This window comes from Marihabitans asiaticum, assembly GCF_007828725.1.
GTDB lineage: Bacteria > Actinomycetota > Actinomycetes > Actinomycetales > Dermatophilaceae > Marihabitans > Marihabitans asiaticum.
This window is the reverse complement of the sequence record NZ_VIUW01000003.1, coordinates 555939-577306: the sequence shown is the minus strand read 5'-3', so window position 1 is coordinate 577306 and position 21368 is coordinate 555939. Positions and strand designations below refer to the sequence as shown.

Below are 21368 nucleotides of genomic sequence, written 5' to 3'. Positions count from 1 at the left end.
CACCTTAGGTGCAGGGCCGACGGGCGAAGGGGGCAGTCCGCTCACCCGACGACGAGGGAGTCCCCGTCCTCGGTCACCGTGCGGCGGCCCAGCCCGCTGCTGGCCGGTCCCCCCGTCGGCTCCCCGCTCGCCGGGTCGAAGGTGCTGCCGTGGCACGGGCACACGATGCCCTGCTCGTCGACCTCGCCGACCGCGCACCCCTGGTGCGGGCAGGTCACGTCGAAGGCGTGGTACTCCCCCTTCGTCGGCTGGGTCACGACGACCGAGTCGACGATCACCCCGCCGCCGACCGGGACGTCACCGCTGGGCACGGTGACCTCGGCACCCCCTTCGCCGCCGGACTCGCCCTCGGACCCGCCGCAGCCGCCGAGCAGGCACGCGCACGCGGCCACCCCTGCCGGCGCCACGAGGGCGGTGCGGCGGGCCACCCCCTCGGGCGGGACTGGACCGGAGGGCGTCGGGGCGGCAGGTCGACTCATGACTCCATCGTCCCAGACCACCGGCCCGAGCCACGGGCAGGGGATCTCCTGGTAACAGGTTGATCACGGACGGCGGGAGGGGTACCCCGCACGGTACCAACGGGTCCACTATTCCTTCAGCCCACGCGTCGGTCGGGGGTCACGGGCCCTCGCCCGGTCTTTCTTCAGGAGGCAACGTGCACAAGCGTTCCGTCATCTCTGCGGGGGCCCTGCTCCTCGCGACGTCCATGACCCTCACCGCCTGCGGGACCCGCGGCGGCGACTCCGGCGGCGGCTCCGAGGGCGGCGGCGACAGCGGCGACAAGGTCGCCAAGATCGGCGTCATCGCCCCCCTGTCCGGCGACCTCTCCGCCCTGGGCAAGGGCATCGAGAACTCGGTGGACCTGGCCATCAAGCAGGCCAACGAGGAGGGTGGCATCGAGGGCTGGACCCTGGAGATCGCCCCCGAGGACGACCAGGCGAACCCCGACGTCGGCAAGAACGCGGCGAGCAAGCTCGCGGGCGACAAGGACGTCGTCGGCGTCGTCGGCACGCTGAACTCCTCGGTCGCCGGCACCGTCGCCCCCGTGCTCGACACCGCGAAGATCGTCCAGGTCTCCCCTGCCAACACCGGCGTCTCGCTCACCAAGGGCGAGGACGCGGAGAACCCCTCGCGGCCGTACGCGAACTACTTCCGGACCTGCACGACCGATGCCGTCCAGGGCCCCTTCGCTGCCCGGTACCTCTACGAGGAGGCCGGGATCAAGAAGGTGGCGACGATCCACGACAAGAAGGCCTACGGTCAGGGGCTGGTCGAGTCCTTCACCGAGGAGTTCGAGAAGCTCGGCGGCGAGATCGTCGCCGCGGAGACGATCAACCCCGACGACGACAAGTACGACGCCGTCGTCACCTCGGTCAAGGCCAAGAAGCCCGACGCCGTGTACTACGGCGGGGAGTACCCGCAGGCCGGTCCGCTGAGCCAGCAGATGAAGGCACAGGGCCTGAAGGTCCCGCTCATGGGTGGCGACGGGATCTTCAGCCCGGAGTTCATCAAGCTCGCCGGCAAGACCTCCAACGGCGACCTCGCGACCTCCATCGGCGCGCCGACCGAGAAGCTCGAGTCCGCCCAGGCCTTCGTCGACGCCTACGAGGGTGGCGGCTACTCCGACGACTATGAGGCTTACGGCGCGCAGTCCTACGACGCCGCCAACGCGATCATCGAGGCGCTCAAGGTCTCGCTCAAGGACGCCGAGACAGCCGAGGACGCCCGCCAGGCGACGATCGACGCCATGGCCGACGTGACCTTCGACGGCGCCACGGGCAAGGTGGCCTTCGACGAGTTCGGGGACACGACCACGCGGGTGCTCACCGCCTACGAGGTCAAGGACGGCGAGTGGACGGACGTCAACACCGAGGAGTTCAAGTGATCGGACGGGTCTGACCCGCCCTGACAAGAGAATCCCCTCGACTCATGTGGCGGGTGGAGCCCACCGGCTCCGCCCGCCCGTTCGGGCCGCCACCATCCCTCCCCACACCCAGGAGGCCATGTGGACCAGTTCCTGCAGCAGCTCGTCAACGGGCTGACGATCGGCTCGTTGTACGCGCTGATCGCTGTCGGGTACACCGTCGTCTACGGCATCGTGCAGCTGATCAACTTCGCGCACGGCGAGATCTTCATGATCGGCGCCTTCGGCGCGCTGAGCACCTACCTCATCCTCTTCCAGGGGCAGACCTCGCTGTGGGTGCTCCCCTTCCTCGTCCTCGGCGCGATGGCCGCCTCGGTGGGGGTGGCGGTCCTCACCGAGCGAGTGGCCTACCGGCCGCTGCGTGGAGCCGGGCGGCTCGCGCCGCTCATCACCGCGATCGGCATCTCCGTCTTCCTCCAGGAGTTCGTCCGCCTCTTCTACGACAAGGTCCCCGGGCTGGACTTCCCGTCGGCCAAGCAGAAGATCCCCTTCCCCCAGATCGAGGTGGTCACCGGTCCGGCGATCGAGCTCGGGCCGGTCACCATCCAGCGGGCCGCGGTCTTCACCATCGGCTGCCTCATCATGTGCGGCGCGGCCCTGTGGTGGTTCATCAACCGCACCCGTACCGGGCGCGGGATGCAAGCCGTCTCCCAGGACCCCGACACCGCCAAGCTCATGGGTATCAACGTCGACCGCGTCATCGTCGTCGCCTTCGCCGTCGGTGCGGCCCTGGCCGCGATCGCCGGCGTCGCCCAGGGTCTGCTCAACACGAACATCAACTTCAAGATGGGCTTCATCGCCGGGTTGAAGGCCTTCACGGCCGCAGTCCTCGGCGGGATCGGCAACGTCTGGGGCGCGATCCTCGGTGGTCTCGTCCTCGGCGTCCTCGAGACGCTCGCCGTCCAGTTCCTCCCCGGCGGATCGCCGTGGAAGGACGTCTGGGCCTTCGCCCTGCTCATCCTCGTCCTCGTCTTCCGGCCCCAGGGCCTCCTCGGCGCCAAGGTGGTCGACCGCGCATGAGCACCATCACCTCCAGCAGCACCACGACCGGCCGCGAGCGCCTCGGCCTGCGGCTCGCCCTCGCCGGCGGCGCGCTGCTCCTCGTCTCGGGCCTGCTCTCCTGGTCCTTCGAGCCGATCTTCGGTGACATCAGCATCCGGCTGTGGCCGGTGTCGCTGCAGGTCTTCGCGATGCTCATCGGGCTCACCGCTGTCGCCCTGGCGCTCTCCCCCACGGTGCTGCGCCGAGCGCTGGGCTGGGTGCACGCCGGTCCCGGGCTGTGGGCCCTGGGTATCGGCGCCACCGCATACACGGCGCTGTCGCTCGCTGCGATCGCCGTCGAGGCCGGTGGGCTGATCAACGCCAACGAGGGGGCTTGGATCGCCCTCGTCGGCGCCCTGCTCCTGCTCGGCGGCGGCTGGATGGTGCGGGACCGACCCCGCGCACCCGAGGCGTTCAGCGCCCAGGGGCCGGCGACCGTCGAGATCGTGACGATCGTCGCGATCTGCGCGCTCGCGCTGGCCGCTGCCGCCTATGCCCTCGGCCGCGACGACGCCTGGGTGTTCGTCCTCTTCCTGCTCACCCTCGGCGTCATCGGCACCGCACTGGCTCGCGCCGAGGTCTTCGAGTGGCTCGGGGGTGCCGCGGGCCGGCACCAGCACGTGCTGACCCTGGGCGCCTTCGCGGCGGCGTTCCTCTTCCCGTTCACCCAGGACGGGTCGGAGATCAACATGTCGATCGCCACCCTCGTGCTGATCTTCGCCGCGACCGCCATCGGCCTGAACATCGTCGTCGGGCTCGCCGGACTGCTCGACCTGGGGTACATCGCCTTCCTCGGTGCCGGCGCCTATGTCGGGGCGATCTTCTCCGGGTCGGTCTCCTCCTCGATCGGGTGGACCCCGCCGTTCCTCGTCACCGCCCTGATGGGCGGACTGTTCGCCGCCCTGCTGGGTCTGATCGTCGGCTCGCCGACGCTACGCGTCAGCGGTGACTACCTCGCCATCGTGACCCTCGCCTTCGGCGAGATCTTCCGGCTCGCGATGTTCAACCTCGACGGCAACAACGGCCCGGACCTGACGAACGGGCCGAACGGGATCACCGCGATCCCGAACCTGTCGATCCTCGGCTTCGACTTCGGCGAGTCGCACACGATCGCCGGGGTCGAGCTCAGCCGGGCGGCCAACTACTACCTCTTCATGCTCTTCATCACCGCGCTCATCGTGCTGATCTTCGCGCGGCTGAACAACAGCCGGATCGGCCGCGGCTGGGTGGCGATCCGCGAGGACGAGCGGGCCGCCGAGGCGATGGGTGTCAACGTCTTCGGTCTGAAGCTGCTGGCCTTCGCCGGCGGCGCCTTCCTCGCCGGTGTCGCCGGCACGGTCAAGGCCCACTACGACACCTCGGTGACACCCGACCAGTACCAGTTCCTCGAGTCCGCGTTCCTCCTCGCGGCCGTCGTCCTCGGCGGCATGGGGACGATCGCGGGCGTCATCCTCGGAGCGGTCGTGCTCAAGCTCATGCCGGAGAAGCTGCGCTTCTTCAGCGAGTACCGGCTGCTCCTCTTCGGGCTGCTCCTCGTGATCATGATGCGCTTCCGGCCCGAGGGTCTGGTGGCGAACAAGAGGCGTCAGCTCGAGCTGCACGACGACGACCAGGACCGTGCCGCGCAGACCGATCGGTCGCCGCAGACCAAGGAGGCGCTCCAGTGAGCACCGCAGCCGTCCCCCACGCCGATGCTCCGTCCTCCCCCGGGCGGGGGGTGGTGCTGGAGGCCCGCAACATCGTCATGAGGTTTGGCGGGCTCACCGCCGTCGACGACGTCTCGTTCCAGGTGCACGAAGGGGAGATCGTGGGCCTGATCGGCCCCAACGGCGCCGGCAAGACGACCTTCTTCAACTGCCTGACCGGGATGTACAAGCCGACGAGCGGTGAGGTCACCCTCGGCGGGCGGGCCCTGCCGCCGCGGCCCCGGGCCGTGGTGACGGCGGGCATGGCGCGGACCTTCCAGAACATCCGCCTCTTCGGCAACATGACCGCGCTGGAGAACGTCATGGTGGGGCGTTACTGCCGCACCTCGTCGATGGCTCTCACCTCGATCCTGCGCGGGCCGAAGTTCCGCCGCGAGGAGCGCGAGTCGATCGACCGGGGCCGGGAGCTGCTGCGCTTCGTCGGTCTGGACGACAAGGCCGACCACCTGGCGCGCAACCTCCCCTACGGCGAGCAGCGTCGCCTGGAGATCGCCCGGGCGCTGGCCACGGAGCCTCAGGTCGTGCTGCTCGACGAGCCCACGGCCGGTATGAACCCCCGGGAGACCGAGGAGGCGATGCGGCTGATCTTCCGCATCCGCGAGCTCGGGATGGCGGTGGTGGTGATCGAGCACGACATGCGCTTCATCTTCACGCTGTGCGACCGCGTGCTCTGCCTCGTCCGTGGCGCGCTGCTCGTCGAGGGCAGCCCGGCGCAGGTCCAGTCCGACCCTCGGGTCATCGAGGCCTACATCGGAGGGTCGGAGGACGACGACATCAGCGCGGACGAGCTGACCGAGGAGGACGTCGAGGTGCTTCACGCCGAAGGGGTCGACGTCGAGCCCTCGCGGACCTCGGCCCGGTCGGAGAACGGCCGATGACCGCCCTGCTGGAGGTCAAGGACCTCGTGGTGGCCTACGGCAAGATCGTCGCCGTCAAGGGCATCTCCTTCATCGTCGGTGAGGGCGAGGTCGTGACCCTCATCGGTACCAACGGCGCGGGCAAGACGACGACGCTGCGCACGATCTCCGGTCTGCTCCGCCCGGCGGGCGGGTCGGTGCTCTACCGGGGCGAGGACATCAGCGCCACGCCGGCGCACCAGATCGTCGGTCTGGGCCTGGCGCACTCGCCCGAGGGGCGGCGGATCTTCCCGCGGATGAGCGTGGAGGAGAACCTCCTGCTCGGGGCCTACGGTCGACGTGACAACGACATCGACCGTGATCTCAAGGCCGCCTACGAGCTCTTCCCCATCCTCGGCGAGCGCTCACGCCAGCACGCGGGCACCTTCTCCGGCGGGGAGCAGCAGATGCTCGCGATGGGCCGGGCGATGATGAGCCGCCCGAAGCTGCTCATGCTCGACGAGCCGTCGATGGGCCTGTCGCCGCTGATGATGAAGCGGATCATGTCGACCGTCACGACCCTGCGCGAGCAGGGGACGACGATCCTCCTCGTGGAGCAGAACGCGCGGGCCGCGCTGAAGATCGCCGACAAGGGCTACGTGCTCGAGGTCGGGCAGATCGTCACCGAGGGGACCGGCCAGGAGCTGCTGCACAGCGACGAGGTGCGCAAGGCCTACCTCGGCGAGGACTGAGGCCCGCTCAGCCCGCGCGCTTGGCCCGGCGAGCGGCGGCCTTGGCCTTCGCCGACGGCGCGGCCTTGCTCGTCGCCTTCTTCGGTTGCCGCTTCGCCGCGCCCTTCGCTGCCCCCTTCGTCGCCGACGCCTTCCCCGACCGCGGGGTCGCCTTCGCCGCTCTCCTGCCGGCCTCGCTGTGCTCGGTGATGTGATCGGCGAGGGTGTCCTGCGGCGAGCCCACCTCGACCCGGGGATGGCGGGCGAGGACCGGCGCGAGGAACCGGCCGGTGTGCGACCCGGTCTGCTCGTGCCGGTCGACGACCTCCTCGGGCGTCCCTTCCGCGACGACCCGGCCACCGCCGGAGCCGCCCTCGGGGCCCATGTCGATGACCCAGTCGGCGCTCTTGATGACGTCGAGGTTGTGCTCGATGACGATCACGGTGTTGCCCTTGTCCACCAGGCCCTGCAGCACGTGGAGCAGCTTGCGGATGTCCTCGAAGTGCAGGCCGGTGGTGGGCTCGTCCAGGACGTAGACGGTGCGCCCGTTGGAGCGCTTCTGCAGCTCGGCGGAGAGCTTGACCCGCTGGGCCTCGCCGCCGGACAGGGTCGTCGCGGGCTGCCCGAGCTTGACGTAGCCCAGGCCGACCGAGTTGAGCGTCTTCATGTAGCGGGTGATCGAGGGGACCGCCGCGAAGAAGTCCTCGGCCTCCTCGATCGGCATGTCGAGGACCTCGGCGATCGACTTGTCCTTGAAGGTCACCTCGAGCGTCTCGCGGTTGTACCTCGCGCCGTGGCACACCTCGCACGGCACGTAGACGTCCGGGAGGAAGTTCATCTCGATCTTCAGGGTCCCGTCACCGGAGCAGGCCTCGCAACGGCCGCCCTTGACGTTGAAGGAGAAGCGTCCCGCCTGGTAGCCGCGCACCTTGGCCTCGGTGGTGTCGGCGAAGAGGGCGCGCACCTTGTCGAAGACGCCCGTGTAGGTCGCCGGGTTGCTCCTGGGGGTCCGTCCGATCGGGCTCTGGTCGACGTGGACCACCTTGTCGAGGTGCTCCAGCCCGGTCACCGTCTTGTGCCGTCCCGGCACGTGCCGGGCACGGTTGAGCCGGTTGGCCAGGACGTTGTAGAGGATGTCGTTGACCAGGGTCGACTTGCCCGACCCCGAGACCCCGGTGACCGCGACGAGCTGCCCGAGCGGGAAGGTGACGTCGATGCCGGCGAGGTTGTTCTCCCGGGCTCCCTGGACGACCAGCTCGCGGCCGGTCTCACGGGGCCGGCGAACCGGCGGCATCGGGATCTCCAGCTCCCCGGACAGGTAGCGTCCGGTCACCGACTCGCGGGTGCTGGCGAGCCGGTCGACCGGGCCGGAGTAGACGACCGCTCCCCCGTGCTCCCCTGCTCCCGGGCCGATGTCGACGATCCAGTCCGCGGCGTGGATCGTGTCCTCGTCGTGCTCGACGACGATGAGGGTGTTGCCGAGGTCGCGCAGCCGAGTCAGGGTCTCGATGAGGCGGGCGTTGTCGCGCTGGTGCAGGCCGATGCTTGGCTCGTCGAGGACGTAGAGCACGCCCACGAGCCCCGCGCCGATCTGCGTCGCCAGGCGGATCCGCTGGGCCTCGCCGCCCGAGAGCGTGCCGGCCGCCCGCGAGAGGGTGAGGTAGTCCAGCCCCACGTCGAGGAGGAACTTCAGCCGCGCCTCGATCTCCTTGACCACGAGGGCCGCGATGTGGCGCTCCCGGTCGGTGAGCTCGACGGTGTCGATGTACTCCTTGGCGTCGGCGATGGACAGCTCGGAGACCTCGGCGATGTTCTTCCCCGACACCGTGACGGCGAGGACCTCCGGCTTGAGCCGGGTACCGCCGCACGTCGGGCAGGCCACCTCGCGCATGTAGCCCTCGTACTTGTCCCGGCTCCACTCCGAGTCGGTCTCGGCGTGCCGGCGCTTGATGAAGCTCACCACCCCCTCGAAGCCGGTCGAGTAGGCACGCTCGCGGCCGAAGCGGTTGCGGTAGCGGACGTGCACCTTGTGGTTGCGTCCGTGCAGCAGCGCGGTCCGGGCCCGCTCGGGCAGCGCGCGCCACGGGGTGTCCATGTCAAAGCCCAGGTCGTCGCCGAGGGCGCTCATCGTCCGCTGGAAGTACTGGGCCGACTGGGTGCCCGACGCCCAGGGCTGGATGGCGCCCTCACGGAGGGTGAGGTCCTCGTCGGGCACGACGAGGTCGGCGTCCACCTCGAGCTCGACCCCGATGCCGGTGCAGGCCGGGCAGGCCCCGTAGGGCGCGTTGAAGGAGAAGGTCCGCGGCTCGAGCTCGTCGAGCGCGATCTCGTGCTCGTTGGGGCAGGCCATCTTCTCGGAGAAGCGGCGCTGCGAGGGCAGCGGCTCCCCGCGGGAGTCCAGCACCTCACCCCCTTCGTCGGTCACGTCGACGAAGTCGATGACGACGATCCCCGACGCCAGGCCGAGCGCCGTCTCCACCGAGTCGGTGAGGCGCTGCTTGGCGGTGCGGTCGCCCCCCTTCGCCACGAGCCGGTCGACCACCACCTCGATCGTGTGCTTCACCTGCTTGGTCAGCTTCGGTGGATCGCTGAGCTGGATGACCTCTCCGTCGACCCGGGCGCGGCTGTAGCCGGCCGTCTGCAGCTCGGCGAAGAGGTCGACGAACTCCCCCTTCTGCCCCCGGACCACCGGCGCGAGCACCTGGAAGCGGGTCCGGTCGGGCAGGTCGAGCAGCCGGTCGACGATCTGCTGCGGGGTCTGTCGGCCGACGGGCTCCCCGCACACCGGGCAGTGCGGCCGCCCCACCCGGGCGAAGAGCAGCCGCAGGTAGTCGTTGACCTCGGTGATGGTGCCGACCGTCGAGCGAGGGTTACGGTTGGTCGACTTCTGGTCGATCGAGACCGCCGGGGACAGCCCCTCGATGAAGTCGACGTCGGGCTTGTCCATCTGGCCGAGGAACATCCGCGCGTAGGCCGAGAGGGACTCGACGTAGCGCCGTTGCCCCTCGGCGAAGATCGTGTCGAAGGCCAGCGAGGACTTGCCCGACCCGGACAGGCCGGTGAAGACGACGAGGCTGTCCCGGGGCAGCTCGACGTCGACGTTCTTGAGGTTGTGCTCACGGGCGCCCTGGACGACGATCTGGTCGTGGGCGCGCGAGCCGGCGCGTCGCGGAGAAGTCACACGGTCAACTGTAGGTCGCACCCCCGACAGCCATCGCAACCGTGTCTAGGGTGACCAGATGAGCACGCCCATCGAGGACTACGCGATCATCGGCGACACCGAGACCGGGGCGCTCGTGAGCCGGGACGGCTCGATCGACTGGCTCTGCCTGCCCCGCTTCGACTCCGCCTCCTGCTTCACCGCCCTGCTGGGGACCCCGGAGCACGGCCGCTGGCTGCTCACCCCGTCGGCTCCGGCCACGACGACGCGAGCGTACCGGGGCGACTCCTTCGTCCTGGAGACGACGCACGAGACCGCGAGCGGGACGGTGAGGGTGACCGATCTCATGCCCCTCGCCGACGGCCGGGCCGACATCATCCGCCGGGTCGAAGGGGTGAGCGGGCGGGTCGAGATGACCCAGGAGTGGGTGGTCCGCCTGGGCTACGGCCGGGTGGTCCCATGGGTCTCCCGGCGGGAGGAGCACGGCGAGACGCTGCTCACGGCCGTCGCCGGGCCGGACATGCTCGTCCTGCGCGGCGGGCACCTCCCGGACCCGGACGGGCGCCACCACCGCGGCCGCTTCACCGTCACCGAGGGAGACGTGCTCGACCTCACCCTCACGTGGTGCCCGTCGTGGGAGCCGGTGCCGGAGCCGCTTGCGGTCGACGAGCGGATCGAGAGCACGGTCGAGCGCTCGAGCGCCTGGGCGAGCCAGTGCACCTACGACGGCCCGTACCGCGCCGCCGTGGTGCGCTCCCTTCTCGTGCTCCGGCTGCTGACCGACACCCGTCGTGGGGGCATCGTCGCCGCGCCCACGACCTCGTTGCCCGAGGACATCGGGGGCGAGCGCAACTGGGACTACCGGTACTGCTGGCTGCGGGACGCCTCGCTGACCCTGGAGTCGCTCCTGCGGTCCGGGTTCGTCGAGTCCGCCGGCCGATGGCGCGACTGGCTGGTCCGCGCGGTCGCGGGCGACCCGGAGGACCTGCAGATCATGTATGCGGTGGACGGCGGTCGGGAGCTGCCCGAGCGCGAGCTGGACCACCTGCCCGGCTACGCGGACAGCCGTCCGGTCCGGGTGGGCAACGCCGCGGTCGACCAGCGGCAGACAGACGTCCTCGGAGAGGTGATGATCGCTCTCGAGGACGCCCGCGCGCTCGGCCTCGCCGAGTCCGCGCAGTCCTGGGCGGTGCAGCGGGCGCTCGTCGACAGCCTGGTCGAGCACTGGGACGAGCCCGACAACGGGCTGTGGGAGATCCGCGGGCCGACACACCACTTCACCCACAGCCGGGTGATGGTCTGGGTCGCCTTCGACCGCGCGGTGCGCGCGGCCGAGACCTACGGCTACGAAGGGGACGTGCGGACCTGGCGGGAGCTGCGCGACCGGGTGCACGCCGAGGTGTGCGAGCGGGGCTGGGACGAGGAGAAGCAGAGCTTCACCCAGCACTACGACACCGACGAGGTCGACGCGTCCCTGCTCCTCCTCCCCCTCGTGGGGTTTCTGCCGCCAGACGACCCCCGGGTCCGGTCCACCATCGCCGCGGTCGAGCACGACCTCATGCGCGAGGGCTTCTTGCTGCGCTACCGCACCGAGACCGGTGTGGACGGGCTGGCCGGCGACGAGCACCCCTTCCTCGCGTGCTCGTGGTGGCTGGTGAGCGCCCTCGCGGTCACCGGGGAGGTCGAGCGGGCGCGCGAGCTCATGGATCGTCTCCTCGCCGTGCTCAACGATGTCGGCCTCGTCGCCGAGGAGTACGACCCGGTCGCCGGGCGCCAGGTCGGGAACTTCCCGCAGGCGTTCTCCCACCTCACCCTCATCGGGGCCGCGCACGACCTCGCCGAGGCCACCGCGGGTACGGTCGGTCCATGATCGAGGAGACGGAGTACACCGGAGCGGTCACCCCGGGAGGCGCGGCCCAGGTCCGAGAGCTGGAGCACCTCACCATCCGCAAGATGGCGGTGAGCGAGATGAGCAACAACGTCTACCTCCTGACCTGTCGGAGCACCGGTGAGCAGCTGCTGATCGACGCGGCGGACGACGCACCACGCTGCCTCGAGCTGGTCGCGCTCGGCGGGCAGCGCCTGGCTCACCTCGTGACCACGCACCGGCACTGGGACCACGTGCGCGCGCTGGCCGAGGTCGCCGAGGAGACCGGTGCGAGGACCTACGCCGGTGCGGACGACGCCGACCACCTGCCCGTGGCACCGGACGTCCCGCTCGAGCAGGGTGATCGGATCCGCTGCGGCGAGGTCGAGCTCGAGGTCTCCGTCGTCCGCGGGCACACCCCGGGATCGGTAGTGCTGGCTTACGCAGCAGCCGACGGGTCGACGCACCTTTTCACCGGTGACACCCTCTTCCCCGGCGGGGTCGGAGCGACCGACCGCTACGACTACCAGGACTTCGAGACCCTCTACCAGGACGTCGTCGAGCGGATCTTCGAGGTCTACGATGACCGCACCTGGTTCTACCCCGGTCACGGGGACGACTCCACCCTGGCGGCGGAGCGCCCGGAGCTCGACTCCTGGCGCGAGCGCGGTTGGTGAGCACGCGGGTCCCGGCACCCCTCCTCGTCCTCGGAGGGGTGATCTCGGTCCAGTTCGGGGGCGCCCTGGCCGCGACCCTCGTCCCTCAGATCGGTGCGGCGGCGGCGGTCCTGCTGCGGCTGCTCTTCGCTGCCGGGATCATGCTGGCCGTCGCCCGGCCGAGGCTCTCGGGTCACAGCGCCCAGGCCTGGCGCACCGTCGTCCTCTTCGGCCTCGCCCTCGGCGGGATGAACTGGGCCTTCTACTCGTCGCTGGCGTACCTGCCGATCGGGGTGGCCGTCACCTTCGAGTTCATCGGCCCGTTGCTCCTCGCGGCCTCTGGTTCGCGCCGGCCGCGCGACATCGCCGCGGTCGGTGCAGCGGCGGTGGGCGTGGTCCTCGTCTCCGAGGTGACCCACGTGCCGCTGCATGAGCTGAGCTGGCGAGGTATCGCCCTGGCACTGCTCGCCGGTGCGTTCTGGGCTGCCTACATCGTCTTCTCGGCACGCACGGGGGCCGCGTTCGAGCGGCTGGACGGTCTCACCCTCGCGATGGTCGTGGCGACCGCGGTCGTGCTGCCCGCGGGCGCGCTGAACGTCGAGGCGATCGGGCTCGACCACGTACTCAAGGGGCTCGGCCTGGCCCTGCTCAGCTCGGTGGTGCCCTACTCGCTCGAGCTGCTCGCCCTGCGACGGCTGAGCGCGACGGTCTTCGGGATCCTGCTCAGCCTCGAGCCGGCCGTCGCCGCCCTGGCCGGGCTCGTGGTCCTCGGACAGGTCCTCGGCGGCGCCCAGCTCGCCGGCATGGCGATGGTCGTCCTCGCGAGCGTGATCGTCCTCGGCAGCCCGAGACCGCGCCAGGAGTCGCCGTCGGACCTGACCGAGACCGGCGGATAAGGGGTCAGCTCGACTCGGCGTCCTGCGGCCCGTCGTTCCGGGTCTTCCACAGGCTGGCCGCCGCCGTCACGCCGAGGATGAGGACGATGCCGCCCAGCGAGACCGCGATTGGGATCTCCGGCACCGGGACGTGCTCGCCGCCGTTGATGAAGGGCAGCTCGTTCTCGTGCAGGGCGTGCAGGAAGAGCTTGAGGGCGATGAATCCGAGCAGCACGGCCAGGCCGAGGTGGAGGTAGACCAGCTTCTTGAGCAGGCCGCCGATGAGGAAGTAGAGCTGGCGCAGCCCCATGAGGGCGAAGAGGTTCGCGGTGAGCACGATGTAGGGCTCCCGGGTGAGGCCGTAGATCGCCGGGATCGAGTCAACAGCGAAGAGCAGGTCGGTCAGGCCGAGGGCCACGACGACGATGAACATCGGGGTGACGAGACGCTTGGCGTTCTCCTTCACGAAGAGCTTGGTCGACCACTCGGTCGTGCTCGGGAAGGTCTTCTGGACCCACTGGACGATCCGGTTGTCCTCGTCCCCGGCGGTGTCGTCTCCTCCCTGCTCCCGGACCTGGGTGATCGCGGCCCAGAGGAGGATCGCGGCGAAGATGTAGAAGACCCAGGAGAAGTTGTTGATCGCCGCGGCGCCGACGAAGATGAAGATCGTCCGCAGGACGATCGCGATGATGATGCCCCACAGCAGCGCGGTCTGCTGGTACTTCTGAGGCACGTTGAACTTCGCCATGATGAGCAGGAAGACGAAGAGGTTGTCGATCGAGAGCGAGTACTCGGTCAACCAGCCGGCGAAGAACTCCGTCCCACGCTCACCACCCTGCAGGGCCCACAAGCCGAAGCCGAAGACGACCGCAGCCGAGACGTAGATGCCCAGCACGACCGAGACCTCGCGGGTCGACGGCACGTGCGGGTTGCGTGCCACCCACCAGACGTCGAAGGTCAGCACCGCGGCGGCGACGGCGAGCGTGAGGAGCCATACCCACGTGGGGATGTCCATCTCGCCGCCGCTGATGAGCGCGGGCGAGATGCTCGGGAGGGTGGCGATCGTCGAGGTCACAGGTTGCCTTCCGGACAGCAGCTGGTCACGTCCGGAGGTCTCTCCCACCCTGGGGCCGGGCCCCCGGGCTCCCGCTCCACTCGGAGAGGTCGCCGTGCTGACGAGGGCGCCGCGTAGGGATACTCCCCTCCGCTCCGGAGGATTCTCGCAGACAAGCCCGCCTGCGACGACCGCTGGCCCCTCAGCGCGTCGCCTCCGTCATCTGGCGCAGCTCCTTCTTCAGGTCGCCGACCTCGTCGCGCAGCCGGGCCGCCAACTCGAAGTGCAGGTCGGTCGCCGCCTGGTGCATCTGGGTCGTCAGCTCCTGGATGAGGTCGGCGAGCTCGCCTGCCGCCATGTCCTGACCGCGCTCGCGGCGCCCCTCGTCGGCCAGCGCCGGGCGCGCTCCGCCCTTGCCCCGGGACTGTGCGCGCCCGGAGCCGATGAGCGCGTCGGTGTCGGCGTCCTCGCGGGCCAGCAGGTCGGTGATGTCAGCGATCTTCTTGCGCAGCGGCTGGGGATCGACCCCGTGCTCGCGGTTGTAGGCGATCTGCTTCTCCCGGCGCCGGTGCGTTTCGTCGATCGCGTGCTGCATCGAGTCGGTGATGTTGTCGGCGTACATGTGCACCTGGCCCGAGACGTTGCGCGCGGCGCGCCCGATCGTCTGGATCAACGATCTCGAGCTGCGCAGGAACCCTTCCTTGTCGGCGTCGAGGATGCTCACGAGCGAGACCTCGGGCAGGTCCAGGCCCTCACGCAGCAGGTTGATGCCGACGAGCACGTCGAACTCGCCCAGCCGCAGCTCACGCAGCAGCTCGACCCGGCGCAGGGTGTCGATGTCGGAGTGCAGGTAGCGCACCCGGACGCCCTTGTCCAGGAGGTAGTCGGTGAGGTCCTCGGCCATCTTCTTGGTCAGGGTGGTGACGAGGACCCGCTCGTTGCGCTCGGACCGGACGGTGATCTCGTGGAGCAGGTCGTCGATCTGCCCCTTCGTCGGCTTGAGCACGACCTCGGGGTCGACCAAGCCGGTCGGGCGGATGATCTGCTCGACCACCCCGTCGCTCTTGGCCCGCTCGTAGTCCCCAGGGGTGGCGCTGAGGTAGACGGTCTGACCGATCCGCTCGAGGAACTCCTCCCAGGTGAGCGGCCGGTTGTCCATCGCCGAGGGCAGCCGGAAGCCGTGGTCGACCAGGGTGCGCTTGCGGGACATGTCGCCCTCGTACATCGCGCCGATCTGGGGCACGGTCACGTGCGACTCGTCGATGACGAGGACGAAGTCCTCGGGGAAGTAGTCGAGCAGGCAGTTCGGCGCCGACCCCGGCTCGCGGCCGTCGATGTGCATGGAGTAGTTCTCGATCCCCGAGCAGCTGCCGACCTGGCGCATCATCTCGATGTCGTAGGTCGTGCGCATCCGCAGCCGCTGCGCCTCGAGCAGCTTGCCCTGGCTCTCGAAGGTCTTCAGCTGCTCGGCCAGCTCGTGCTCGATCCCGGTGATCGCCCGTTCCATCCGCTCCGGTCCGGCGACGTAGTGCGTCGCCGGGAAGACGTACATCTCCTGCTCCTCGCGGACCACCTCCCCTGTCACCGGGTGCAGGGTGTAGATGCGCTCGATCTCGTCGCCGAACATCTCGATCCGGATGGCGTGCTCCTCGTAGACCGGGATGATCTCGATGGTGTCGCCGCGCACCCGGAAGGTCCCTCGCGTGAAGGCGAGGTCGTTGCGGGTGTACTGCATCGTGACGAAGCGACGCAGCAGGGTGTCCCGGTCGATCTCCTCGCCGACCCGCAGCGAGACCATCCGATCGACGTACTCCTGCGGGGTACCCAGGCCGTAGATGCACGACACCGACGCGACGACGACGACGTCACGCCGGGTGAGCAGGCTGTTGGTCGCGGAGTGCCGCAGCCGCTCGACCTCGTCGTTGATCGAGCTGTCCTTCTCGATGTAGGTGTCCGACTGCGGCACGTAGGCCTCGGGCTGGTAGTAGTCGTAGTAGCTGACGAAGTACTCCACCGCGTTGTGCGGCAGGAGCTCGCGGAACTCGTTGGCCAGCTGGGCGGCGAGGGTCTTGTTGGGCGCCATGACCAGGGTCGGGCGCTGGATCTGCTCGATCAGCCAGGCGGTCGTGGCGGACTTGCCGGTGCCCGTCGCCCCGAGGAGGACGACGTCCTGCTCACCGGCGTTGACCCGCCGGGCGAGCTCGGCGATGGCCGCCGGCTGGTCCCCCGCCGGCTCGAACTCCGAGACGACGTCGAAGGGAGCCACCGTGCGCTGCAGATCGGTCACCGGACGCATGAGACCAACCTAGACGCCGCCACCGACAACCTCAGAACTCCACCGGGAACTCCGGCGCCCCGGGCGCAACGCCCTCCCGGATCGAGCGCCAGTGCCCGCCCGGACCGCGGCGCAGGGTCCATCCGCCGAGGATCGCGTGCTCTCCCAGCGCGGCGACGAGGCGGGTGACCACCCCTTCGGCCTCGGCGTCCTCCTCGGCGTCGCTGCTCGGCTCGACGAGGAAGCGCAGATGGATCTGCGGCTGCATCGATACGAGCTCGACCGAGCGGTCCTCGACCCGGTGGGTGGCGGCCAGGAGCCGCTCCGCGGTCGGGAGCAGGGTGGCCGGGGCGACGCCGGGTCGGGTCTCGTGGACGTCGATCGCGACGCGGTAGGAGGGCATCAGTCCTCCCCCGGCTGCCAGCGGGTGCGGCGCGCCCACTCCTGCGCGCGGGAGTCGGCCACGGCGAACCACGGCTCCTTGGCCTCGGGATACCTCGCCCAGACACCGTCGGCCGCGACGATCTCCCGTTTCATCGCCGCGTAGTCCGCCCGCGCCTCCGGGTCGGCCCGCAGCCAGTCGCGGACGAGGAGCGTCCACTGCCACCCCGGCGACCCGACCTCGCGGACGTGGACGTGGGTCATCCGCCCGGGGTCGCTCGTGAGGTGGTAGCGCTTGGGCCAGGGGGTGTCGTCCTTGCTCACGTCGTGGTCGATCTCGAGGCGGCGGGGGTAGCCGGCGGCGGTGAGCGCCTCGACGAAGGCGGGGTCGTCGGCGTCCTCGAGGTGGGCCACGCCGAGCTGGATGTCGATGACGTCCTTGGCGACCAGCCCGGGTACCGCGGTGGAGCCCACGTGGTGCGCGGAGACCAACCGGTCGCCCAGGGCGTGCCGGATCCGGGCGATCAGGCGATCGGCCTGGCCGGGCCAGATCGGGTCCGGATCGGCCAGCTGGACCACGCTCGGGCGATCGGCGGCGCGGCCGGCCACGAGGTTGTCGGCGAAGGGGGTGAGCCGCTCGGCCCAGAGCCGGTCCACCTGGGCCGCCAGATCCTCCGGCGTGCCCTCGTTGCCGAGGAGCACATCAGCGGCCGCGCGACGCTGCGCGTCGCTCACCTGGGAGCGCATGCGTGCCCGGGCGTCCTCCTCGGGGATGCCGCGATGCTCCACCAGCCGGCGCACCCGGGTCTCCTCGCTGGTGTCGACGACGAGGACGAGGTGGTACTGCGCGCCCATGTCCTTCTCGAGCAGCAGCGGCATGTCGTGGACGAGGACCCGTGCCCCCTCGGCGCGCGCCTGCTCCCGCAGCCGGGCGGTCCGCTCCCAGATCGCGGGGTGGGTGATCGCCTCGAGGTCGCGCAGCGCAGCGGGGTCACCGAAGACGACCCGGCCCAGCGCCGGCCGGTCGAGCTCACCCTCTTCCGTGAGCAGGTGGTCGCCGAAGCGCTCCGCGATCTGCGCGAGGGCGGGTTCCCCCTTCGCCACGACCTCGCGGGCCACCTGGTCCGCGTCGACGACGACGGCGCCGAGCTCGGCGAGGCGGCGCGCGACGGTCGACTTGCCGGACCCGATGCCGCCGGTCAGTCCCAGATGCAGCATGCCGGCAACTCTATGCAGTCTCACCGACACCGTGCGCCCACCGACGCCGAAGGGGGCCACGCACCGACTCGGTGCGTGGCCCCCTTCGCCTGGGGCGACCTGAGGTCAGCCGCCGGTCAGCTTCTCCCGCAGGGCGGCCAGCGCCTCGTCCGAGGCGAGGGTGCCCTCGGAGGCCGGAGCAGCCGGCGCCGGGGCACTGCTGGTGCTGCTGGACGAGCTCGAGGAGCTGTCCGAGGAGTAGGAGCTGGTGGACTCCCCCGCCTCGGCCGCGGCGGCGTCGTCGGCCGCGGACTTCTCGATCTGGGCGCGGTGGGCCTCCCAGCGCGCGTGGGCGTCGGCGTACTGCTTCTCCCATGCCTCGCGCTGGGCCTCGAAGCCCTCGAGCCACTCGTTGGTCTCGGGGTCGAAGCCCTCCGGGTACTTGTAGTTGCCCTGCTCGTCGTACTCGGCGGCCATGCCGTACATCGTCGGGTCGAACTCGGTCATGCTCGCGCCGTCCTCGTTGGCCTGCTTGAGGCTGAGCGAGATGCGGCGACGCTCGAGGTCGATGTCGATGACCTTGACGAAGATCTCGGTGCCGACGGTGACGACCTGCTCAGGCAGCTCGACGTGACGCTCGGCGAGCTCGGAGATGTGCACCAGGCCCTCGATGCCGTCCTCGACGCGCACGAACGCACCGAAGGGGACGAGCTTGGTGACCTTGCCCGGGACGACCTGGCCGATCGCGTGGGTCCGGGCGAAGTGCTGCCACGGGTCCTCCTGCGTGGCCTTGAGCGAGAGCGAGACGCGCTCACGGTCCATGTCGACGTCGAGCACCTCGACGGTGACCTCGTCGCCGACCTCGACGACCTCACCGGGGTGGTCGATGTGCTTCCAGGACAGCTCGGAGACGTGGACGAGGCCGTCGACGCCACCGAGGTCGACGAAGGCGCCGAAGTTGACGATCGAGGAGACGACGCCGGAGCGGACCTGGCCCTTCTGCAGCTCCTTGAGGAAGGTGGTGCGGACCTCGGACTGGGTCTGCTCGAGCCAGGCGCGGCGGGACAGGACGACGTTGTTGCGGTTCTTGTCCAGCTCGATGATCTTGGCCTCGATCTCCTTGCCGACGTACGGCTGGAGGTCGCGCACGCGGCGCATCTCGACGAGGGAGGCGGGCAGGAAGCCGCGCAGGCCGATGTCGAGGATGAGGCCGCCCTTGACGACCTCGATGACGGTGCCGGTGACGACGCCGTCCTCTTCCTTGATCTGCTCGATGGTGCCCCAGGCGCGCTCGTACTGCGCACGCTTCTTGGAGAGGATCAGCCGCCCTTCCTTGTCCTCCTTCTGCAGGACAAGGGCCTCGACCGGGTCGCCGACGGCGACAACCTCGCCGGGGTCGACGTCGTGCTTGATGCTCAGCTCGCGCGAGGGGATGACGCCCTCGGTCTTGTAGCCGATGTCGAGGAGGACCTCGTCGCGGTCCACCTTGACGATGTGACCCTCGACGATGTCGCCGTCGTTGAAGTCCTTGATCGTGGAGTCGATCGCGGCGAGAAGTTCTTCCTGAGAGCCGATGTCGTTGACGGCGATCTCGGGGGCGGTCTGAGAGACCGTGGTGGCAGTCATGTAGTAGGAGCTCCGATGCGGACAGGTAATCGATGTGGACAGTTAATGCTGGTGGACCGTCGGTGCATGCCACAGAGGCGCGCACAGCGGTCGCCCAGCAATCCTAGCGACCATGCTCCGGCAACACCAACGGGGGGCCCTTGGCACGATGAGCCCATGGCAGAGCATCCCCACTTCGGCCGTCGTCCCCTCTCCGGCGGGGAGACCACCTCGGCCAACCGGCGCTGGTGGGACTCCGAGGCCGCCGACTACTACGCGGAGCACGGCGACTTCCTCGGCGACTGCGAGCTGGTCTGGGGGCCAGAGGGGTGGCGCGAGGACGAGCTGGCGGTGCTCGGCCCGCCGGAGCGGCTGCGTGGGGCTCGGGTCCTGGAGTTCGGCGCCGGCGGCGCCCAGGGCGGTCGGTGGCTCGCCGCTCGCGGCGCGACGGTGGTGAGCAGCGACCTGTCCGAGGGGATGATCGAGGTCGCGAAGGGGGTGAACCGGCGGGTCGAGACCGGCGGCTCCCCTATACCCGCTCTCGCCGTCGCGGACGCCTGCTCACTCCCCTTCGCCGACGCCTCCTTCGACCTCGCGGTCTCGGCCTACGGGGCGGTCCCCTTCGTCGCCGACTCGGCGGGGCTCATGGTCGAGCTCGCCCGGGTGCTGCGGCCCGGGGGCCGGCTCGTCTTCTCCACCACCCACCCGATCAGGTGGGCCTTCCCCGATGCTCCCGGACCGGACGGCTTGGCGGCACGGTACAGCTACTTCGACCGCACGCCCTACGTGGAGGGCGAAGGGGGAATCGTCACCTACGCCGAGCATCACCGCACGCTCGGTGACCGGGTGCGCGAGCTGGTCGCCGCCGGCTTCGTCGTCGAGGACCTGGTCGAGCCGGAGTGGCACCCGCAGAACTCTCAGACGTGGGGCGGGTGGTCACCCCTGCGGGGAGATCTGCTGCCCGGGACGGTGATCTTCAGCGCCCGTCGTTAGCGCCGCTGCGGGTCGTCGAAGACCTCGGTGATGCCCTGCTCACGCACCGATCCATGGCGCGGCTCGCTGGGGCGTCGGTCCGACCCGCTGCGTCCGGAGAGCAGCAGGAGGGCGCCCACTGCGAGGAAGATCAGTCCCGCGATCGCCGAGAGCAGCGGGAGACGCTCGATCAGGGCGAGGCTGCTTGCATTGTCCTTGGCGTCCGCGACGTTGGCCGCGACAGTCTCGTCGGTGAAGGCGATGTCGAGAGCGAGCACCGACTGGCCGTCCTCGAGCTTGCGCTCCTGCTTCTCGTGCTGCTTGATCATCGACCCGGTCGTTGGGTCGACCCAGATGTCCTTGGTGCTGCTGTAGGTGCCCTCGACGTCGGTGGCGATCTCGGCGGGCTCGTCCGTGGACTCGACGCGGAAGACGTAGGTGTTCAACCCGTCGAGCTCCTCCTCGCCCTGGAACTCGGCGTCTACCGCGCGACCGAGGACGCCGTCCCAGAACGGGTAGGTCTTCTGCTCGACGTCGAAGGGGAACTTGTTGACCAGCCCGGTGTGGGGCTCGGCGTCCTCGCCGACGTACTCCTGATAACCCTCTTCGAGCGCAAGCGCGGTCTCGCGGTCGGTGGCGAACTTGTCCGTGCCGGCGTTGACGAGGCGCTTGTCCTCGTCGTTGTCATCAACGCAGTCGGGAGGGTTGGGGCCCTCGACCTTGGTGAGGCAGGTGAAGGTGGAGAAGGCGATGACCTCGTCGGTCGAGTTCTCGGGGTCGGCGACGCTGTGGCTGAAGTACTGCACCGGCGAGGAACCACCGGTCGGCAGGGCCGACGCCTCCCCGGTCAGGTAGGTCTTGGTGTCGATGCCCAGAGGGGTCTTCTTGACCTGACCCGGGATCCAGGTCAGCGCGAGGACCGACAGCATGAGAAGGAGGCCGGCCAGGGCCAGGCTGATCAATCCGAGGACCTTGCGCATCGTGTGGATACCTATCTCTGCGGGTTACTTGCGGGCAACATAGCAGCCAAAGCGCTTTGAGCATCGTTCATCTGCGCGACATGGGTCACATCCGTGGTGCGACAACGA

Annotated in this window: 17 protein-coding genes; 9 read left to right on the top strand and 8 right to left on the bottom strand. The window is 69.7% G+C overall.

What is annotated here, in order from left to right; genetic code table 11:
- Positions 1-41: 41 nt before the first annotated feature.
- Positions 42-479 (bottom strand): Rieske (2Fe-2S) protein, encoded by a 438-nt coding sequence (locus FB557_RS10805; protein WP_144857594.1) that lies wholly within the window; start codon positions 477-479, stop codon positions 42-44.
- 176 nt (positions 480-655) lie between these two features.
- Between FB557_RS10805 and FB557_RS10800 the strand changes: the two genes are divergently transcribed.
- The 5 genes from FB557_RS10800 to FB557_RS10780 all read left to right on the top strand — a co-directional run bounded on the left by FB557_RS10800 (position 656) and on the right by FB557_RS10780 (position 6259).
- Positions 656-1885, top strand: coding sequence for a branched-chain amino acid ABC transporter substrate-binding protein (locus FB557_RS10800; RefSeq protein ID WP_246074709.1), 1230 nt, complete (start codon positions 656-658; stop codon positions 1883-1885).
- A gap of 120 nt (positions 1886-2005) precedes the next feature.
- Positions 2006-2944 (top strand): branched-chain amino acid ABC transporter permease, encoded by a 939-nt coding sequence (locus FB557_RS10795; protein ID WP_144857593.1) that lies wholly within the window; start codon positions 2006-2008, stop codon positions 2942-2944.
- Positions 2941-4632: a branched-chain amino acid ABC transporter permease gene (locus FB557_RS10790; RefSeq protein ID WP_144857592.1), complete on the top strand. Its 1692-nt coding sequence runs from the start codon at positions 2941-2943 to the stop codon at positions 4630-4632. Before FB557_RS10795 ends, FB557_RS10790 begins: the two co-directional genes overlap by 4 nt.
- Complete coding sequence (locus FB557_RS10785; protein WP_246074706.1) at positions 4629-5549, top strand: ABC transporter ATP-binding protein; 921 nt, start codon at positions 4629-4631, stop codon at positions 5547-5549. Before FB557_RS10790 ends, FB557_RS10785 begins: the two co-directional genes overlap by 4 nt.
- Positions 5546-6259, top strand: coding sequence for an ABC transporter ATP-binding protein (locus FB557_RS10780; protein ID WP_144857591.1), 714 nt, complete (start codon positions 5546-5548; stop codon positions 6257-6259). The genes FB557_RS10785 and FB557_RS10780 overlap by 4 nt, the downstream gene beginning before the upstream one ends.
- 7 nt (positions 6260-6266) lie before the next feature.
- Here the strand turns inward: FB557_RS10780 and uvrA are convergent, their stop codons facing one another.
- On the bottom strand, positions 6267-9419 hold the full coding sequence (uvrA, locus tag FB557_RS10775) for an excinuclease ABC subunit UvrA (protein WP_144857590.1): 3153 nt from the start codon (positions 9417-9419) through the stop codon (positions 6267-6269).
- A 58-nt stretch (positions 9420-9477) separates the two neighbouring features.
- On the opposite strand from uvrA, the gene FB557_RS10770 reads away from it, so the two are divergent.
- Genes FB557_RS10770 through FB557_RS10760 form a run of 3 tightly spaced genes read left to right on the top strand, consistent with a single transcriptional unit; the run spans position 9478 to position 12817 of the window.
- Positions 9478-11268, top strand: a complete 1791-nt coding sequence (locus FB557_RS10770) for a glycoside hydrolase family 15 protein (RefSeq protein WP_144857589.1) — start codon at positions 9478-9480, stop codon at positions 11266-11268.
- Positions 11265-11942 carry an MBL fold metallo-hydrolase gene (locus FB557_RS10765; RefSeq protein ID WP_144857588.1) on the top strand — a complete coding sequence of 226 codons (678 nt, stop codon included), beginning with the start codon at positions 11265-11267 and terminating at the stop codon, positions 11940-11942. Before FB557_RS10770 ends, FB557_RS10765 begins: the two co-directional genes overlap by 4 nt.
- Positions 11936-12817 (top strand): EamA family transporter, encoded by an 882-nt coding sequence (locus FB557_RS10760; RefSeq protein ID WP_144857587.1) that lies wholly within the window; start codon positions 11936-11938, stop codon positions 12815-12817. The genes FB557_RS10765 and FB557_RS10760 overlap by 7 nt, the downstream gene beginning before the upstream one ends.
- Positions 12818-12821: 4 nt before the next feature.
- On the opposite strand, the gene FB557_RS10755 is transcribed toward FB557_RS10760, so the two are convergent.
- The 5 genes from FB557_RS10755 to rpsA all read right to left on the bottom strand — a co-directional run bounded on the left by FB557_RS10755 (position 12822) and on the right by rpsA (position 19329).
- Complete coding sequence (locus FB557_RS10755) at positions 12822-13811, bottom strand: TerC family protein (RefSeq protein ID WP_144857688.1); 990 nt, start codon at positions 13809-13811, stop codon at positions 12822-12824.
- Between the two features lie 241 nt (positions 13812-14052).
- Positions 14053-16146, bottom strand: a complete 2094-nt coding sequence (gene uvrB / locus FB557_RS10750; protein WP_144857586.1) for an excinuclease ABC subunit UvrB — start codon at positions 16144-16146, stop codon at positions 14053-14055.
- A gap of 31 nt (positions 16147-16177) precedes the next feature.
- Positions 16178-16528, bottom strand: a complete 351-nt coding sequence (locus tag FB557_RS10745; protein ID WP_144857585.1) for a hypothetical protein — start codon at positions 16526-16528, stop codon at positions 16178-16180.
- The gene (gene coaE, locus FB557_RS10740; protein ID WP_144857584.1) at positions 16528-17724 is read right to left on the bottom strand and encodes a dephospho-CoA kinase; all 1197 of its coding nucleotides are present in this window, start codon (positions 17722-17724) and stop codon (positions 16528-16530) included. The genes FB557_RS10745 and coaE overlap by 1 nt, the downstream gene beginning before the upstream one ends.
- 105 nt (positions 17725-17829) lie before the next feature.
- Entirely contained in the window at positions 17830-19329 is a 1500-nt protein-coding gene (gene rpsA, locus FB557_RS10735) for a 30S ribosomal protein S1 (protein ID WP_144857583.1), read from the bottom strand.
- A gap of 156 nt (positions 19330-19485) precedes the next feature.
- On the opposite strand from rpsA, the gene FB557_RS10730 reads away from it, so the two are divergent.
- A complete protein-coding gene (locus FB557_RS10730; protein ID WP_144857582.1) occupies positions 19486-20301 on the top strand; it encodes a class I SAM-dependent methyltransferase in 816 nt (271 codons plus the stop codon).
- Here the strand turns inward: FB557_RS10730 and pgfA are convergent.
- On the bottom strand, positions 20298-21260 hold the full coding sequence (pgfA, locus tag FB557_RS10725; RefSeq protein ID WP_144857581.1) for a cell envelope lipid trafficking protein PgfA: 963 nt from the start codon (positions 21258-21260) through the stop codon (positions 20298-20300). The two genes, FB557_RS10730 and pgfA, sit on opposite strands and share 4 nt — an antisense overlap.
- Positions 21261-21368 lie beyond the last annotated feature (108 nt).

Coding starts and splice junctions, on each gene's coding strand:
- FB557_RS10805 (WP_144857594.1), bottom strand. CDS start 479: ATGAGTCGACCTGCCGCCCCGACGCCCTCCGGTCCAGTCCCGCCCGAG.
- FB557_RS10790 (WP_144857592.1), top strand. CDS start 2,941: ATGAGCACCATCACCTCCAGCAGCACCACGACCGGCCGCGAGCGCCTC.
- FB557_RS10780 (WP_144857591.1), top strand. CDS start 5,546: ATGACCGCCCTGCTGGAGGTCAAGGACCTCGTGGTGGCCTACGGCAAG.
- FB557_RS10770 (WP_144857589.1), top strand. CDS start 9,478: ATGAGCACGCCCATCGAGGACTACGCGATCATCGGCGACACCGAGACC.
- FB557_RS10765 (WP_144857588.1), top strand. CDS start 11,265: ATGATCGAGGAGACGGAGTACACCGGAGCGGTCACCCCGGGAGGCGCG.
- FB557_RS10755 (WP_144857688.1), bottom strand. CDS start 13,811: ATGGACATCCCCACGTGGGTATGGCTCCTCACGCTCGCCGTCGCCGCC.
- uvrB (WP_144857586.1), bottom strand. CDS start 16,146: ATGCGTCCGGTGACCGATCTGCAGCGCACGGTGGCTCCCTTCGACGTC.
- FB557_RS10745 (WP_144857585.1), bottom strand. CDS start 16,528: ATGCCCTCCTACCGCGTCGCGATCGACGTCCACGAGACCCGACCCGGC.
- coaE (WP_144857584.1), bottom strand. CDS start 17,724: ATGCTGCATCTGGGACTGACCGGCGGCATCGGGTCCGGCAAGTCGACC.
- rpsA (WP_144857583.1), bottom strand. CDS start 19,329: ATGACTGCCACCACGGTCTCTCAGACCGCCCCCGAGATCGCCGTCAAC.
- FB557_RS10730 (WP_144857582.1), top strand. CDS start 19,486: ATGGCAGAGCATCCCCACTTCGGCCGTCGTCCCCTCTCCGGCGGGGAG.
- pgfA (WP_144857581.1), bottom strand. CDS start 21,260: ATGCGCAAGGTCCTCGGATTGATCAGCCTGGCCCTGGCCGGCCTCCTT.